The sequence below is a fragment of the Streptomyces sp. NPDC002144 genome, from assembly GCF_053593695.1.
In genome coordinates this window covers 1-16,953 of sequence record NZ_JBSFDB010000097.1, presented here as the reverse complement: position 1 = coordinate 16,953, position 16,953 = coordinate 1, and the positions used below count along the sequence as shown (strand labels likewise).

Genomic DNA, 16,953 nt, shown 5'->3' with positions numbered 1-16,953 from the left:
TCGCCGCCGTTCCCGGCCCACAGGCCGAGGATCTCGCGGTAGCCGTCCGCGGTGACCGCGACGGCCACGTAGATCGGCCGGTTGGCGACGTGACCGTCCCTGATCTTGACGTGGACGGCGTCGATGAAGACGACCGGGTAGACCGGATCGAGCGGGCGGGTGCGCCATTCCGCCATCGATTCCAGGGCCTTGTCGGTGATCGTGGAGATGGTCTCCTTCGTGGTCGTCATCCCGTAGGTCTGGGCGAGGTGGGAGACGATCTCGCCGGAGGTCAGGCCCTTGGCGGTCAGCGAGATCACCAGGTCGTCCAGCGCGCCGGTGCGGCGTGCGTATGCGGGCAGCATCCGGGGCCGGAAGGTGCCCAGCCGGTCTCTGGGGACCTGCACCGTCACCGCGCCGACCTCCGTCATGACCTTCTTGGCCCGGTAGCCGTTGCGCATGTTGCCGCCCGAGCGGGACCCGCGCCCGCCCATCCGGCCGGCCTCGGCGGCCAGGTGTTCGTCCATCTCGGCTTCCAGGGCGGCCTGCATCAGGTGCTGGGCCAGCTCGGGCAGCAGTCCGCCGTCGCCCATCAGCCGCAGCCCTTCCCCGCGGACCTTCTCGGCCGCGAGCGCGGCGAGCTCCTCCAGCAGCTCGCTGGACAGACCGTTCGGCGATACCGGCATCGACTTCACGTCGGCACCCTGGACACTACTGGCGGCCACGGCAAGCGACACGCTGCTGGAGGTCTCGATCCGGTGATCCATCGTCGTACTCATCAGGTGACTCCTTCGTGGAGGCTCACACCTGATTCATGACACTCCCTGCCTCGCGCTCCAGTCGCCCCTGCTGCCGTTGATCAGCAGTGGCGCCTGGATGAGTTGCTGGGTGCCGGCTTGAGCCATCGAACGAGACGTGGGCGGCGCCCTCGCCGGTGCGATGGACGGCACTTCGCAGAATGCAGTGTTGCGTGATCCGGGGCGCTCTACAGTGCTGACCACAGCGTTGGGGGCGAGTTCGGGGGGTGCGGGGCGTGGCGCGTGTGGTGGCGGTGCACGGGATCGGCAAGCAGCGGTTGGGTGAGAAGACGTTGCTCCAGCAGTGGTTACCGGCGTTGAACGACGGTCTGACGCGTGCTCAGGCGCCGGAGCAGCTGGCAGACGCGGATGTGGCGATGGCGTTCTACGGGGATGTGTTCCGTCCGGACGGTGAGTATCTGGCGGTGGGTGAACCGCCGTACACGTCACGGGATGTGGAGGCCGGTTTCGAGACGGAGCTGTTGCTGGCGTGGTGGCAGGCGGCCGCTGAGAGTGATCCGGGCGTGGTGACGCCGGGTGCGGACACTCTCGCATCGACGCCGCGGTCGGTGCAGAGCGCCCTGCGGGCTCTGTCGGGGTCGCGGTTCTTCGCCGGCATCGCGCTGCGGTCGATGGTCTTCGATCTGAAGCAGGTGCACCGCTACCTCACCGACCGGGATGTGCGGGCGAAGGCTCTGGCTCGGGTGGTCGACAAGATCGGTGAGGACACGCGGGTGGTGGTCGCGCACTCGTTGGGCTCGGTCGTGGCGTACGAAGCGCTGTGCGCCCGCCCAGGCCATCGGGTGCGGGCGCTAGTGACGCTCGGCTCGCCGCTGGGCATCCCGAATCTGATCCTGGACCGGCTGCAGCCGGCGCCGGTCCGGTTGGGCGGCCGGCCGCGCGGGGTGTGGCCGGGCAGCCAGGAGCTGGTGTGGACGAACCTGGCCGACGACGGTGACGTGGTGGCGCTGGTGAAGGATCTTCGGCCGTCGTTCGGGCCGCACGTGCGGTGCGCGCGGGTGCACAACGGCTCGCACGCCCACGATGCGGACGCCTACCTGACGGACCGGTTGTGCGGGCAGGCGGTCAAGGACGGCCTGGCATGACCGCCACCGACACTCCGGGGCGTGCGGAGGGCGAGGGGCCGCGCCGTTTCCTGATCGCCACCGCCATCTCCCGCTATCCGAAGTGCCCGGAGTGGGACCGGCCGGGTCTGGAGCAGGCCCGCGAGGCCATCATCGAGCTGTTCACAGGGCAGCTGGGGTATCGCCACCAAAGCGCGCTCGGCCTGGATCCCACCGGCGGTCAGCTCACCGACCACCTACGGAAATTCTGCAAGTCTGCGGACCGGCGTGAGGACGACCTGGTCGCGGTGTACGTGTCCGGGCACGGGGAGGTCCTCGAGGACGAGGGCGACCATGTGCTGTACACGTCCGACACCGATCCCGAGGACACCACCTACACCAGCCTGCCGACCGTGAGGCTGGCGCAGGCGATCCTGCGTGACACTCCGGTGCGGCGGCTGCTGCTGATGCTGGACACCTGCTACTCCGGGCAGGGCGGCAACGAACTGGCCGCGGCCGCCCTGGACCGCATCGGCCAGCAGTGGCGCAACGCGACCGGGGCAGGCCTGGTGATCATCTCCTCGGCGCAGGCCCACGAGCAGGCCAAAACGGGCATGTTTCCTCAGCTGTTCACGGATGCGGTGAGCAGCTGGGCCACCGCCGGCCACGGGCCGCAGACGCTGTCGGTGTCCACGGTGGTCGAGCACATGAACAACAGCCCCGAGCGGCCCGGGTGCCAGCGCATCAACCTCACGCTGGTCGGCCTGAGCGGTGAGCCACCCGCCTTCTTGACCAACCCCCGCCGCGACAGCGCTCTGACCGGTGTGGATCTGGCGATTCAGCACGCCGCGGAGTTCGATGCGCAGGCCCGGCGCCGCGACACCGAGCTCACCACGCGTCTGCTGATGCGGGCCATGGGATCGAGCGATCCCCGCCTGCGCAACTGGTGGTTCACCGGACGCAAGCAGGTCCTGGCCGAGGTGACGGCATGGCTGCGCGATCCCGGTTCGAACAACAGCGGCGCCTGCCGGGTGGTCACCGCCGGGCCGGGCTCGGGCAAGACGGCCGTGCTGGGGCTGATCGCTGTCCTGTCCCATCCCGAACACCGCCTCACCGTCCCGACCCGCTCCCTGGAGCTGTCCGAGCGCCTGATGCCGGACGAGGACAGCGTGGATGGCGCGATCTACGCGCAGAACCTGACCGACGCCGACGTTCTGTCCGGCCTGGCCGCCGCGGCCCGCTTGAGAGCGAACACGGTGGGGGAGCTCCTCCTAGCCCTCGAAACGCAGCAGCGTCCGCGGCCCTTCACTGCCCTGATCGATGCACTCGATGAGGCGGCCACCCCCGACAGCCTCTGCTCACAGATCGTGCGGCCACTGATCCAGTACGGAAACGGACGCATCCGGCTACTGCTCGGCACCCGCCCCTACCTTCTGGACCTGCTCGGCGTCGGCCCTGCCACGCCCTCCTACCGTGAGCAGGTCATCGACCTCGACGACCACCGCTACGCAGACCCCAAGGCCCTGCAGATCTACACCATCCGCAACCTCCTAGACGCCCACCCCGACTCCCCCTACCGGCAACACCCAGTCGCCGCCACAGGAGTCGCCCAGGCGGTGAGCGCAGCAGCCGGCACGTCCTTCCTCGTCGCCCGCATCACCGCCGGCACCCTCGCGGCCGCCGACACTGTCGTCGACGACCCCACTGACCCCGCATGGCGAGCCACGCTCCCCCGCCAAGCAGGGGTGGCGATGCGCAACGACCTCACCCGCCGCCTCGGTAACGACGCGCAACGGGCCACCGACCTTCTGCGGCCACTGGCCTTCGCCGAAGGCCAGGGTTTGCCGTGGGAGGACATCTGGGCGCCCCTCGCCTCCGAAATCTCCGGCCGGCCCTACACCAACGCCGATCTGATGTGGCTGCGCCGCAACGCCGGCGCCTACGTCGTCGAAGCCACCGAAAACGGTCGCTCTGCCTACCGCCTTTACCACCAGGCCCTCGTCGAACACCTCCGCGACGGCACCGACCCCACCAGCATCCACGCCGCCTACGTGAACGTCCTCATCCAGGCCGTCCCCTACCGCGCCGACGGCACCCGCGACTGGTCCCGCGCCCACCCCTACACCCTCACCTACCTGGCCTTCCACGCCGCCGCCGCTGGACACCTGGACGAACTCCTCGCCCACGACGGCTACCTCGTCCACGCTGCACCCCGCAGCCTCACCCCCCACCTGCACCACGTGCGCAGCCAAACCGCCCGCCAGACCGCCGTCATCTATCGCTCCAGCGTCCCCCCACTGGTGCACGCCACTCCTGACCAGCGTCGTCAGATTCTTGCCACAGGTGCTGCGAGTGCCGGGGCGGCCGACCTGCACGAACGCCTCACCCGGGACATGCCCCCGGGTGCCTGGGCACCACGCTGGGCCTTCGGCGGACTCTCCCACCCAGCCCTCCGCGACACATATACCGGCCACACCCGCGAGGTGCATGCGGTGGCCTGCACGGTGCTGGACGACAGGCCCGTCGTCGTCACCGGCGGCTCCGACAACACGGTGCGGGTGTGGGACCTGGCCACCGGACAGCAGCTCGGCCAACCCCTCACCGGCCACACCCACGGGGTATCTGCGATGGCCTGCACAGTGCTGGACGACAGGCCCGTCGCCGTCACCGGCGGCGACGACAACACGGTGCGGGTGTGGGACCTGGCCACCGGACAGCAGCTCGGCGAACCCCTCACCGGCCACACCGGCTGGGTGTATGCGGTGGCCTGCACGGTGCTGGACGACAGGCCCGTCGCCGTCACCGGCGGCTTCGACAACACGGTGCGGGTGTGGGACCTGGCCACCGGACAGCAGCTCGGCGAACCCCTCACCGGCCACACCCGCGGGGTGTATGCGGTGGCCTGCACAGTTCTCGATGGCGCGGCCGTTGCTGTCACCGGCGGCGACGACAACACGGTGCGGGTGTGGGACCTGGCCACGGGCCAACAGATCGGTCAACCCCTCACCGGTCACACCGGCTGGGTGTATGCGGTGGCCTGCACGGTGCTGGACGACAGGCCCGTCGCTGTCACCGGCGGCGACGACAACACGGTGCGGGTGTGGGACCTGGCCACGGGCCAACAGATCGGTCAACCCCTCACCGGCCACACCCGCGGGGTGTATGCGGTGGCCTGCACGGTGCTCGATGGCGCGGCCGTTGCTGTCACTGGCGACGACGACGGCGCGGTGCGGGTGTGGGACCTGGCCACCGGACAGCAGCTCGGCCAACCCCTCACCGGCCACACCCACGGGGTGTCTGCGGTGGCCTGCACAGTGCTCGATGGCGCGGCCGTTGCTGTCACCGGCGACGACGACGGCACGGTGAGGGTGTGGAACCTGGCCACCGGCAGTTGGGACATGACCATCAGCGAACCCCTCACCGGCCACACCGGCACGGTGTATGCGGTGGCCTGCACGGTCCTCGATGGCGCGGCCGTTGCTGTCACCGGCGACGACGACGGCGCGGTGCGGGTGTGGGACCTGGCCACCGGACAGCAGATCGGCCAACCCCTCACCGGCCACACCGGCACGGTGCACGTGGTGGCCTGCACGGTCCTCGATGGCGCGGCTGTTGCTGTCACCGGCGGCGAGGACGGCACGGTGCGGATGTGGGACCTGGCCACCGGACAGCAGATCGGCCAACCCCTCGCCAGTCACACCGGCACGGTGCACGTGGTGGCCTGCACGGTCCTCGATGGCGCGGTTGTTGCAGTCATCGGCGACGATGACACCGTGCGGGTGTGGGACCTGGCCACGGGCCAGCAGCTCGGCGAGCCCCTCACCGGCCACACCAACGTGGTCTTTGCGGTGGCCTGCGCGGTCCTCGATGGCGCGGCCGTTGCTGTCACCGGCGACCACGACGGCACGGTGCGGGTGTGGGACCTGGCCACCGGACAGCAGATCCACAAACCTCTCACCGGCCACACCGACGGGGTGTCTGCGGTGGCCTGCACGGTGCTGGACGGCAAGCCCCTAGCCGTCACCGGTGACGGCGGCGGCACGGTGCGGGTGTGGGACCTGGCCACCGGACAGCAGCTCGGCCAACCCCTCACCGGCCACACCCGCGAGGTGCATGCGGTGGCCTGCACGGTGCTGGACGGCAAGCCCCTAGCCGTCACCGGTGACGGCGGCGGCACGGTGATGGTGTGGGACTTGATAACTGGGAACGGCAACGTGCTTGCTCTGTACGTGCCGCCCCTTTGCCTCAGCGTGGTTTGGGCAGCCGACAATTCACTGTTCGTTGCTGCGGATTCGCACCTGGTCCTCTATCAGCGCCGATGAAGGTCGAGCATCTGCACGAGTCGATCGTGTGGAATTCGATCAACTACCTCGCAGCCCGTCTCCCAAGGTCCTGGGCGTCGCTGAGCGTTACCTCAGTTCGACGGTGTAGCTGCTGCCGTCGAAGGTCCAGCCGTCGGTGCCTTCGCCGATATCTTCGACGATGATGTCGTCGATGAAGTGGTCTTCGAACTCGTCGTCGGTGAGTTCGCCGGCCATCCAGAGGGTCTCGATTGCGCTCCAGTTGCCGGGGCGGCCGTCGATGCGCAGGGGTGCGGCGTCGCGTGTTCCGCGTTGGCGTCGGTCGGTGCCGGTGGTGACCCAGCCGCTGATTTCGAAGTCGCCGTTTTTGAATCGGTCGGGGATGGGGTCGGCGGGGACGAGGGCGACGTTTTCGTAGGCGGTGTGGATGAGGTCGCGGTAGCTGCGGCGGACGTTGTAGTCGGGGTCGGACAGCCAGTTGAACAGGGTTTGGGCGGTGACGCCGAGGCCTGCGTCTTCCAGGGCCTGGTAGCCGCGGCGGGTGCCGGTGAGCTGGGAGAGCTGGGCGTGCCAGTGTTTGGCGTTGTAGGAGGACAGGCGGTGGCGGGGGGTGACCTGGGCGCGCAGGAGGTCGCCCAGGGCGGCGCCCAGGGAGTCGCCGTGGCCTCTGGGGCCGGCCATCAGTCGTCACCTTCGGGGATGATCTGGCCGGGCTGGATGAACTTGGCTTTGACTTCGCCGAAGCCGGTGCCGATCCGGTAGGTGTCGGGGGGCGTGCCGGGCGGGGTCCAGAAGACGGCGGCGTCGACGTTGCGGAGGGCGATGAGGGTGTGGCCTTCCTGGACGGCTTTGAAGGCCATGGTCCAGTGGCGGACGGAGGCCTCGGCGACCATGCTCATGCGCCAGTCGGGCCGCCAGAACGGGGATTTCTGTTCGGGGCGTTTGGGCCACAGCAGGCGCAGTGCGATCGACAGCCGGGTCTTGTAGGCCTTGTAGGGGTCGCCGCCGGCCTGGACGAGTTCGGTGCGGGCTTGGCGGGCTGCGGTGTAGAAGGGTTTGAACAGGGACTCGTTGGCTTTGCCCGTCCAGGAGTCGTGGATGGCCGGCATCGTGGTGAGGTGGCCTTCACGCACCAGCCTCTCGAGCTGCTTGATGTGGGGGGTGGTGACCCACACGCGGCCCTGCTCGTCGGGCCGGTCGATGATCCGGCCGAGCGGGTGCGGCATGTCGGTGCGGGTCCAGGCGGGGATGTCGATGAGGTAGATGCCGGCGCTGGCCTTGTCGAAGGCCTCCAGGGGGCCGGTGTGCAGGAGCTTGTTGGGGGCCAGGGGGACGGCCGAGCAGGCGGAGGGGTAGCTGCCGTTGCGGTCGATCAGGCACAGCACCCCCTCGCCGAACGAGGCGGGCACGTCGAGCTGGTCGCGCCGGACCCGCTTGCCGTTGTCCCGGATGTAGGGGACCCGGGTGCTGGTGACGTCGGGGTGGACCCAGCGGGGTTCGCCGTCCATGTGCTCGGTGATCAGTGGCCACGGGCCGCTGTCGCGTTCCTCGAGGCGGATGACCTTGATCGGGTGCATCTTCGAGCGGTTGACCGCGTCTTTGAGGAGCTTTAGCGCGGGGAAGGGTGCGCTGTCCGGCTCGTCCTCCTCGTCTCCCGGCTGCAGTTCCACGTCTGTTGCCGCGTCGTCTTCGTCGTCCGGGACGTGTCTCCTGTCCGCGGTGGGCCTGGTAGTAGCGGGCTGTCCGGGGACGCCGGCGGACACGGCGCTGCTGTAGGCGTTCAGCGCGGCGGCGAGGCGGCGCCCCTCGGCGTCGTCCGGCAGGTGCTGCGGCGTCGCAGCCGTCTCGGCCAGGGACGGCCCGAGTTCGGCAAGGGCTGCCTCGTCACCGCCGGCCAGCGCCGTGCGCAGCGCGGCCAGTACGTGCGTGACAGAGGCCGGCAGCCCGTGGCGGGCGCCGGAGGTGTAGGGAAGTGCCGCGTCGGCCAACTCGCGCTCCACGGCACTGCCCACACTCTTCTGTGCGGGCGCGGCCCCGCCCGTGTGCGCGACGGGTGCGGATGCGGCGTCGAGGAAACGAGCGTGCAGCAGGTCGGGGCTCAGGTACGCCGAGCCGATCGTGCCGAAGTCCCGTTCCGCGACCATCACCTGGACCTTGGAAGGGTCCTCGGTCGGTGCCAGCGTCAGCATGACGTCGGCGTCCAGGAGACCCAGGAGGGTGGGGTCGGCGCTGTCCACGATGGCGAGCACCGGCACGTGCAGGGTACGCGCGAGAGTGGCCAGGACCTGTGAGGCGGCCGGGAGTCGGTCACCCGACAGCGGGAGCCGGGCGTTGTGGGCGGCCTGCAGCCGGTCCACGACCACCAGGGCCAGGTCCTGGACGTACGGGGCGGTCTCCGCGATCGCCTCGGCGGTCAGGTCGCTGCCGTCGTCGATCAGCAGCGGCGCATGGACCAGCGCTTGGGCGACCTGCTGCTCGTGGTCGGTGAGGCGGCCCTGCTTCAGGCGCGGGTAGTCGCCGCCGGTCTCCGCGGAGATGATGCGGCGCATGATGTCGGCCTGGTTCGGCCCCGACGCCGCGTACAGGACCCGGTGGTTGTCGACGAGGGCGGTCTGCCGTGCGGCGGCCAGTCCCAGCAGGCTTCCACCGACGTTCGGGGCGGCCGCCACCAGCGTCAGCCGGCCTGACTGCAGACCACCCATTGCGGCATCCAGGCCGGTCAGCCCGAACGTGGTGCTGCCGACCGGGCCCGAGGTGAGTGCGGCGCCGATGGCGTCGCCCAGCGTGGCGAGCCTGCGCGGTGCCCTCTCGCGTTCCGAATGGCCTTGGCTGTTCACCGCACCTCCTGCGGGCGCCGCGCCCATCGCCGCGGCCGGGTCGGATGGGTGGACGGCGGAGACGACGTCGGCAGGTAGCAGTACCGCGACCGGTGTGGTGTTGCGCAGGAGCACCTGCGGCTGGCCCTGAGCCGCCCGCGTGATCAGGTCGCCGAAGTCCTTCTGCGCCGCACTGAGAACGTGGGACGGCAGGACCTCGGTCTTCCGCGCTGCGGGAAGCCGGTCGAGCGGGGCCAGCAGAACGCGATCCTGACGCTTCTGCCCCTTGTAGATCAGGGTTGTGCGTCCGTCGTCCTCGGCGCGCTTCACCAGGGTGTAGAGGGCGTTGCGTGCCTCCGTCGCGTTCATCGCGTCCTGTTCGTGCGCTGGCTGACTCACTCACCCTCCTAGACGTACCAACTAACCCTCACAATAGCAGTGGCCACACATCTAGAGATGTAAAGTCATACCGATTTTTGTGAATCTCACTCACCAGTGATGCTCTTTGATGGGAGTTGACTGCCTGCGGGCGACGGCACTGTCGGGGAGGGTGACCTGGCCGTCGCAGAGCGGCGGGCCGGGACCTCGACACCCGGCCCCGGTCCTCCGCTCACTTCGCCCGCAGGCGGTCACACCCCGCCTGGCGCGGCCTCAGCTCCGCGCATTCGGATCCGGGTCCGGCACTTCGGCGGCCTCGTTGTACGCGAGATGCCCGACCGCGGAGTGGGCCGCGCTCAGGTTGCCGTGCAGGCCACCCGCGAGATCCCGCGCCCGGTCGGACGAATCGGTGAAGCGCTCGATGACTTCGTCCAGCGGTTCGCCCCGGTAGTCGGACATCAGAAGTCCCTTGTCGTGGAGGCCCTGGACGCAGGTGTCCAGAAGCTCGAGAGCGGTCCTCATCTCTGCAGCGGCACGGGTGAGGTAGCTGAGGATGTGGTACGCCTCCAGCGGGTACTTGATCCCGCCGTACTGAAGGGCGCTGACCAGCTCGACCAGGGAACGCGCCGCGCCCTCCGCGTGCTGCTCGAGGCTCGGGGTGTTCTCGCTCATGGGGGACCGGTTCTCCTTGCTGGGGGTGGTCACGGGCGGCTGGTGATGGCGTGTACGCACGGCGTGCGGGACGGGTCGGCGGGCACTCCGGGCGGGAGCGGCAAGCCGGGCAGAAGGGCCGTCTCCCTCCGGCGGGCGGCCTCTAGCAGCCGGCTGTGCGAGGCCTGCGACGCCGGTCACCGTGCCCGGCCCGTCGTCGTTCGGTTCACTGCCCGGCATGGTGGTGATGGGGTCCGCCAGTCCGAGCGTGCCGGAGTCCGGGCCGCGCAGGAGGGGGTGCTTGGGCCGGTGGATCGTCCACAGGCCCAGCGCGTCGTCCAACAGTGCCGCGCGGTCGGCACGGGTCATCCTCTCGACCCCGGCCAGCAGCGTCCGGGCATCGTCCCCGATGTAGCGGACGTGCTGGACGAGGAGGAAGAAGGTCTGGGTGGACTTGCCGGCGATGCCTCCCGCGTTCGGCCACTCGCGAGCCGGGTGCAGGCTGTAGACGGACTCGGCCGTCACCGCGAGCACGATCGGGTCCTCGTCGAGGAGCTTCGCCGTGAGGGACTCCAGGCACGGGGCGCACTGCTCGATGCGCGCGCCGATCAGCGCGGACGCCGTCCTCATGTCCGGTGCGGTCTCGAGTCCCCACCGGCCGGGGTCGGCCGGTCGCAGGTCCTCGTGGGAGGGGCCACTGTCATGGTGATGGAGGGTGCCGGCATTGGCCGCGGCGTACGCGGCGCCCCGAGTACGGTTCTTGTTTCTCGCCCGGCTCTTACGGCCGTGGCTCTTGGTCATACGGCTCTCGCTTTTCCCGCGCTCGGCCCCATGACCCGATGCGCGCGACGAAGAGCAGCATGCGGAAGGCTTCAACAGCTTTACGGCTGTCTGGAGTTGATGTACGCCTCGCACTGATGCTCACAGTCCGAACCCCGTCGTACGGGGCTCGCGGGCACCTCTGCCGTGATGCGCCCCGGTCATGGGCCAGGGCACCGGCTTGGGCCGATGCGTCGGCCGCTGTCCCGCAGCCTACCGGTCTGTCGCCATCCCCGGAACCGACTCCCGAATCAGCCCGGCCCGTCCGGGCCGGAAGCGCGAGACAGCGAGCGTGCTGCCGGACACCGCGGGCCAGGCGCGACCTGGGGTTCGCACCCTCACCCCGTCACGCAGCAAAAGCAGTGGCTCAGGGCGAACTCCTCGTGCATTCTGGCCGGTTGCCCACATAGGAGGTCGTAATTGTGGCAGAGATCCTTTCGCTGGAAGAGCTGCAGGCGCCGGACAGTACCGCGCTCATCTTCACCCCACTCGGGCTGGGCGGCCCGATGCCTGCAGAGCGGTCGGCCGAGTTCCTACAGCGGTTGGTCGCGGACTGCGAGATTGCTTCGGACGTGGCGGAGGGAACGCGCCGCGAGTTCGATCGGCTTCAGCGCTTCTTCGCCTACGGTCTGCTCGAGTACGACGTCTTCACCATGGTCGACGACCGTGCCCTGCTGGTGATGGAGCAAGCGCTGCGGGAGCGGTTCGTCCAGTGGTGCGCTGGTGCGCTCACGTTCGAGGACGCCAACGGTTTGGAGTCTCCAGTCGTCGAGGATGTGCGCACCTACGACGATGTGTTCGCCGCGGTGAAGAAGGTGAGAAGGAGGAGCCGGCGGAGACCGCGGCAGCAGCCGTCGCCGCAGTGGCGGTTGAAGGTCGGCACCACGCTGATCGACTTCAACGGCATGCTGGCCGGGCTGCGGGCCTGGGCGCGAGCAGCTGGTTTGCTGCGGGGTCAGCGTACGCGTGGCATCGAGCACGCGATGTCGAAGCTGCGCGATGCTGTGGCCCACCCGACCGGATACCACCGCACGATGCCAGTGGAGACGGCCCGGACCCTGCACGACCTGGCAGAGTTCATCAATCAGCTGTGGGGACACCCGACCCGTGGCGGGCGCCTGTACCCCGCCCCGGTCGAACGCGACGTCGTCGTCATGGCCTGGAACGACGAGGCCAGCATCCACATGGCCCAGGCCGACGCCCTGCGCGACGACACCGATACCGATGGATACCTCTACATCCTGATCCGCAGCGCTTCCCGCCCCGGAAGCCGGTACGAGGACGCGCACTGGTCGGCGTTCGACTCCCGGTTCGAGACAACGCAGTTCCCCACCGAGCACCTTTGGGGGCCCGGAAGCCGCAGCGACGCCCTGACCTGGCTGGATGCAGAGCAGCCGAAGGGGGATACGGTCGACTACGTCGACCGCGTCTTCATGCTCCGAGAGGACGACGACAAGGTGTATGCGCCGATGCGTCCGGAAGTGGCCGCCGGCCTCACCGAAGAAGAGCAACGCGGCACCTGGCACACGGTGCGGGCCGACTTCCCCGAACACGCCTTCGCCCACGTACGCGGTCTCAGCAGCAGCCCCCGTGCGCACGCCCGCACCGGCGACTGCAGAAGCTGCGCTGCTCATCACCTCGGCAGCGGCAGCCACGAAAAGGCCTTGCGGGCCGCCGAAGACGCCATCGGCGTCATCACCCCCCAGCGGCCGCCCGCCGTTCGCATCCCTGACTCGTTCTTCTGGCCGCACAGATTCTGAGATCACGGGCCATGCGTAGGTGAGGGGCGGCCCCCGGCCCAGGGCGCAGGGTGCCGAGGGCCGCCCGAGCCCTGCCGTCCTGTCAACGCAAGGCACTACGACGCTAGGGCACAGCAGCCGGCTTCGCTCTTCCTGCGCAGCGTACGGGCGAGCGGCGACGAAGGCCCGGCCCCAACCGGCCGGTCAACAGCACCGTGGCGGTGACCACAGTATGGAGGAACTCCCGACGAAGACCTCGGCAACCGCCCCGGCATGGCCAGCTCCTATGGGCAATTGGGTCTGCACGCAGAAGCGAGTAATGACCCTGACCGGGCGCTGGTCTGGGTGATCAAGTGCGTTGCCCTGTTCGACGAATTCCCGCATCCGATGACCGCATCGGGACCGGCCTACCTTCGCCATCTGACCGGGCGCCTGGGCATTGCAACAGTTGAAAACGCCTGGCAGCAGGAGATCGGCAACCCTCTGCCCGACGCCGTACGCGAATACGTCCTGGCCGAGCCGGACACCACCGACACCGATTGACCTTCAAGGAGAGCACCCCGCATGCACGACGCAATCGAGCAGACCGCCCGCGCCGCAGCACACCGCCTCGCCGGACCCCAGTACCCCACGCTGGCCGAAGACGTGGAAGAAGCGCTAGCCAGGGAGGGAGCGACTCCCGAGCCCGGCCAGTATGCCGACCCCACCGCGCTCGGCTGGCTGGTTGTCACCATCGCCAACACGGCCTGGATGATCTATAACGACATCCGTAACCGCACGGCGGCCGAGCCCGACATCGACGCCATCACGCGCCGCGTGCGCCGGCAACTCCAGCAGGAAGGCACCCCGACGCCCCCGATCGACCCCGCCGAGCACGACCGCATCATCAACACCGCCGTGGAGGAAACCCTCAACGCCGCCGGCGAGGAAAACCCCGAACAGGGCAGGAATTAGCGATGATCGCAGAATCGCTTGGTAGCGAGTGACCAGCAGAAAAGGGCTGCTCGGCGGTTGCCAACTAGAGCATCAATTGCAAGTCATTCTGTTTTACTGGCGAAGAGACAGTGTTCGATTCATGCACATTCGCGCAGCGGTCCACGCCAGATAATGCGCACCGCCCGCCATATCGCCGATCCGGGAGCTACTAGCGAGCCTTCCTGGGCCGTTGCTCAGGGGCGCCGGTCATCCGGCCTTTGATGCGCCGCAGGAGAACCTGTATCCGGCGAAGTCGGCGAGATGGACGTGGCCGCTGTGCCTATAGCGCTCCGTAGTGAACGCGCACTTGCCGACCGCGGTCCCCATCGCGGCCGATGGGGCGCCGGTGGACTGGAGACCTGCGACGGTCCGGCGTGTCGCGGTTTCCCACGAAATCCGGTGGAGTCTCAGCGGCCGGAAGTGGTTGGGTCCTGCTCAATGTTTCGCTGACACGGCCCGGCACAGTGCGAGGGGCAACGTCCGAATCGCAGGCGCGGTCTAGCCCGCGTGTCGTCGAGTGATGGAGGTTATTGCGGTGGCTGGTTATGGGGCGCTTTCCGACGTGTACGAGTGGCTGATCGGGGACGACAGGTTGACCCCCGCCAATGCAGCCGCGGTTTACTACAGCGATGTCGTGGGCTCTCTGCCGCCCAACGCGCGCGTCCTCGACTGCGCGTGTGGAACCGGCCAGCTCGCCGTCGGTCTTGCGAGTCTTGGCCTTGACGTGGTTGCCGCAGACGCCAGCGATGGGATGGTTCGCCGGACCGAGAAGGCCGCCGACGAGCAGGGTGTCTCGCTTCGAGCCCTCCGCGCGAGCTGGGACGAGCTGCCCGACCACCTGGAGGACTCCACGTTCGATCTAGTGTTCTGCGTCGGCAACTCGCTCGGGCACGCCGAGGGCGCAGCCGGGCGTCTGACCGCACTGGAAGCGATGTCGCGGCTGCTGAAGCCGGGCGGACGCCTTGTGCTCCACTCACGCAACTGGGAACTCGTGCGCTCCGCCGGCTCACGGGTGGACGTCCGTGATCGACTCATCCGCCGCAACGACCGCGATGCGGTCGTCAGCTACTACTGGCAGATCGAGCAGCGCTGGGAGCAGGAACACTTCCTCGAGATCGTGGTCGCCCAGATCGAGCCGGATGGGGCAGTGCGAGCCTGCTCGGAGCGGTTGTCCATCTGGCCCTACCGGTACGAGGACCTCGTGGCGCAGTTGCGGAGTGTCGGGCTCACGGTGCAGTCCACCACCTTCGACCCCGAGAGCGATGGATACCTGGTGGTCGCCAGCCGCGACCAGGTGCGAGGCACGTCTGAGCCGGCGCACTGATCCGCTTTGCGTCGTTGTCGTTGCCGACCTGCCGGCTCGCGACCGCTTACAGCCCGCCACTGACATCGCGAGGACATGCGCGCGGAACGGACGTCCAGGCGCTGGGACTGGCCGCAACATATGACGGCTCTTCGGTTGGACGACGGCACGGCGTGCGCCGTCGTCAGCCATACAGCCACTGCTCCCAGGCTTTGACACCGGCTAGGGCGGTGGCGGGGATGCCCAGTTCGGTCAGCGCGCCGGGGTACACGCGCTCATAGGCCGTGTTGTAGGCGCTGGCCAAGGCGGCGTCGCCGAGCAGCCAGGGCGCGGGCACGTGGTCGAGATCGAGCACGGCGAAGGCGCCGTCGTAGCCGATACGGCCGTGGAGGAGACCGCGCTCGAGCAGGATGCGCCAGCCGCGTCCGACGCGCTCGGCCTCGGCCATGCCCTTTGAGGTGTCGATGACGTTGGCGACCTCGAACCGGCGGGGTGGGATGCGGGCATAGAGCTTCGCGATCACCCAGGGCAGGCCCAGGATCCTAAAGAGGTGGGTGCGATGGGCGCCGCCGCTGGAGACGTTATAGAGCGGTCCGGCCGGTCCGTTGATCACGCCGAGGGAGATTGCAGGTTCCTCGGCAAGATGGTGGCGGATGAACCCGGCGAGCTGCTCGGGCGCGGTGGTGAGCAGTTCGCGGGCGGCGCGGGGTATCCAGCTGGGGCCGCGGGACTCCTCCAACCGGTCGAAGTCGCCCCAGACCTTGTCGATGGCGTGCACGATGGCGTCGGTGCGCACCCAGGCGGCGCTCTCGCTGGCTGCCCAGTCGTGCTCCCGCTGGCGGGTGTAGAGGTTGAAATACGGCGACTGCGGGGCACTGGCCTGGAGCTGGGTGGTGGCCGCCCGCACCCGGTCGCTGATCTCGTGCTTGGGCCAGGCGAGCTGGAGTTGGGTGAGGGTGGCGATGGTGGCGTTGAGGGCTGCGCGGTCGGCATCGAAGGCGCGCAGCACATCCACCTGGTCGATGCCGGGTGGATCATTGCCCGCGGCGGGGCCCTCTGGCCGTTCGCCCTGCAAGGTCAGGGTGACCTGTGGGCGGTGTCGGCTGGTGGCCTCGAACGACTGCAGGGCTTGCTCGGCGGCGTCGGGAGTGGCGCTCCAGCCGCGTACGCAAAGACCGTCATCGCGGTGCGCGGTCAGGGCGCCGTCGCTGTGCCACGTCGCAGCCCAGGTGCCGCCCGGCCGGTCAAGGTACGCGGGGCGACGCGCGAGGTCGGCTTCGAGTCGCTGAAGGTCACCGCGGCGCCGGGCACGGGCGAGCAGGCTCGGCGCGGGACGCAGCACACCCGCCAGGAGTTCTTCATCGAGCGGATACTCGGCGCGATCGCCGTGCCACTCGTGCAGGAGCTCTCGTGCCTGGTTGATGCGGTGTGCGGCCTGCTGGGCTGCTTCGCGCAGTTCACCGCCGTCGAGATGGTCATCGACGGCGGCCGCCGCATGCCGGCCGGCCGCAGCCACCACCTTTTCCCACTGGAACAGCTCGTCGCTGGCCTGGAGCCACAGGTAGTCCTCGCGGACGGCCGCGTCTGACTCCTGCGCCGTGGTCAGGGACGCTACCAACTGGGCGCGTTCGGCGGGCGGCTGGCCACGGCCACGGCGCACGGCGAAGTCCAACAGCAACGAGGTGATGCGGCGGGCGAGGTGCGCGGGCCGGGGGCGGCCGCCCTTCGCAGTGCACGTCTTCCTGCGCGACGCCGCGCACGTGGGGCATGTCCAGTCCAGCGCGTCCCAGTCGGCCGCCACCCATAGGTCCTCTCGTCGGCGATCACGTCAACCACCCAGGGATGGTGGATGGTTGCAGTGTGACAGCGAGGACTGACACGGGAGCATGAAAGCGGGTGGACGGCTGTACCGTCGGCTCCACCGACCCGTCGGCGGCGGGTTCGGCTACGGGGCGGGACGCGAGCCGCGGCCAACTACGTAGGAGACGCTCGTGGTGGAAATGCGCTCCGGGGTCCGGTCGCTCGTCCAGCAGCAAGGTCGTGTCCCGCGTGATGGTGTAGCCGATCAACTGGTGGGAGTGTTCGTCGTGTTGGGGAGCGCGGGGGCGCTCTCGGGGAGTCCGGGGTAGAG

At 69.1% G+C, this 16,953-nt stretch carries 11 protein-coding genes; 6 read left to right on the top strand and 5 right to left on the bottom strand.

The features are described from left to right. Positions 1-665, bottom strand: a 665-nt coding sequence (locus ACWCQ1_RS49830; protein WP_451029840.1) for an IS256 family transposase, incomplete at its 3' end; no start/stop codon positions are given. A gap of 347 nt (positions 666-1,012) precedes the next feature. On the opposite strand from ACWCQ1_RS49830, the gene ACWCQ1_RS49825 reads away from it, so the two are divergent. Both ACWCQ1_RS49825 and ACWCQ1_RS49820 read left to right on the top strand, forming a co-directional pair. Further along, positions 1,013-1,882 carry a hypothetical protein gene (locus ACWCQ1_RS49825; protein WP_451029838.1) on the top strand — a complete coding sequence of 290 codons (870 nt, stop codon included), beginning with the start codon at positions 1,013-1,015 and terminating at the stop codon, positions 1,880-1,882. Continuing rightward, positions 1,879-6,162 carry a caspase family protein gene (locus ACWCQ1_RS49820; protein WP_451029837.1) on the top strand — a complete coding sequence of 1,428 codons (4,284 nt, stop codon included), beginning with the start codon at positions 1,879-1,881 and terminating at the stop codon, positions 6,160-6,162. Before ACWCQ1_RS49825 ends, ACWCQ1_RS49820 begins: the two co-directional genes overlap by 4 nt. A gap of 87 nt (positions 6,163-6,249) precedes the next feature. Here the strand turns inward: ACWCQ1_RS49820 and ACWCQ1_RS49815 are convergent, their stop codons facing one another. From ACWCQ1_RS49815 to ACWCQ1_RS49805, 3 genes are all read right to left on the bottom strand, one after another. Further along, complete coding sequence (locus ACWCQ1_RS49815) at positions 6,250-6,822, bottom strand: hypothetical protein (protein WP_451029836.1); 573 nt, start codon at positions 6,820-6,822, stop codon at positions 6,250-6,252. Then, positions 6,822-9,326: a DnaB-like helicase C-terminal domain-containing protein gene (locus tag ACWCQ1_RS49810; protein ID WP_451029839.1), complete on the bottom strand. Its 2,505-nt coding sequence runs from the start codon at positions 9,324-9,326 to the stop codon at positions 6,822-6,824. The genes ACWCQ1_RS49815 and ACWCQ1_RS49810 overlap by 1 nt, the downstream gene beginning before the upstream one ends. Before the next feature lie 282 nt (positions 9,327-9,608). Further along, on the bottom strand, positions 9,609-10,787 hold the full coding sequence (locus ACWCQ1_RS49805) for a hypothetical protein (protein WP_451029835.1): 1,179 nt from the start codon (positions 10,785-10,787) through the stop codon (positions 9,609-9,611). 440 nt (positions 10,788-11,227) lie between these two features. On the opposite strand from ACWCQ1_RS49805, the gene ACWCQ1_RS49800 reads away from it, so the two are divergent. The 4 genes from ACWCQ1_RS49800 to ACWCQ1_RS49785 all read left to right on the top strand — a co-directional run bounded on the left by ACWCQ1_RS49800 (position 11,228) and on the right by ACWCQ1_RS49785 (position 14,843). After that, positions 11,228-12,565: a hypothetical protein gene (locus tag ACWCQ1_RS49800; RefSeq protein ID WP_451029834.1), complete on the top strand. Its 1,338-nt coding sequence runs from the start codon at positions 11,228-11,230 to the stop codon at positions 12,563-12,565. Between the two features lie 252 nt (positions 12,566-12,817). Then, positions 12,818-13,087, top strand: coding sequence for a hypothetical protein (locus tag ACWCQ1_RS49795; RefSeq protein WP_451029833.1), 270 nt, complete (start codon positions 12,818-12,820; stop codon positions 13,085-13,087). A gap of 21 nt (positions 13,088-13,108) precedes the next feature. Continuing rightward, positions 13,109-13,498 carry a hypothetical protein gene (locus ACWCQ1_RS49790; protein WP_451029832.1) on the top strand — a complete coding sequence of 130 codons (390 nt, stop codon included), beginning with the start codon at positions 13,109-13,111 and terminating at the stop codon, positions 13,496-13,498. Positions 13,499-14,039: 541 nt separating this feature from the next. Next, positions 14,040-14,843, top strand: a complete 804-nt coding sequence (locus ACWCQ1_RS49785; protein ID WP_451029831.1) for a class I SAM-dependent methyltransferase — start codon at positions 14,040-14,042, stop codon at positions 14,841-14,843. 163 nt (positions 14,844-15,006) lie between these two features. Here the strand turns inward: ACWCQ1_RS49785 and ACWCQ1_RS49780 are convergent, their stop codons facing one another. After that, positions 15,007-16,623 carry a hypothetical protein gene (locus tag ACWCQ1_RS49780; RefSeq protein WP_451029830.1) on the bottom strand — a complete coding sequence of 539 codons (1,617 nt, stop codon included), beginning with the start codon at positions 16,621-16,623 and terminating at the stop codon, positions 15,007-15,009. Positions 16,624-16,953 lie beyond the last annotated feature (330 nt).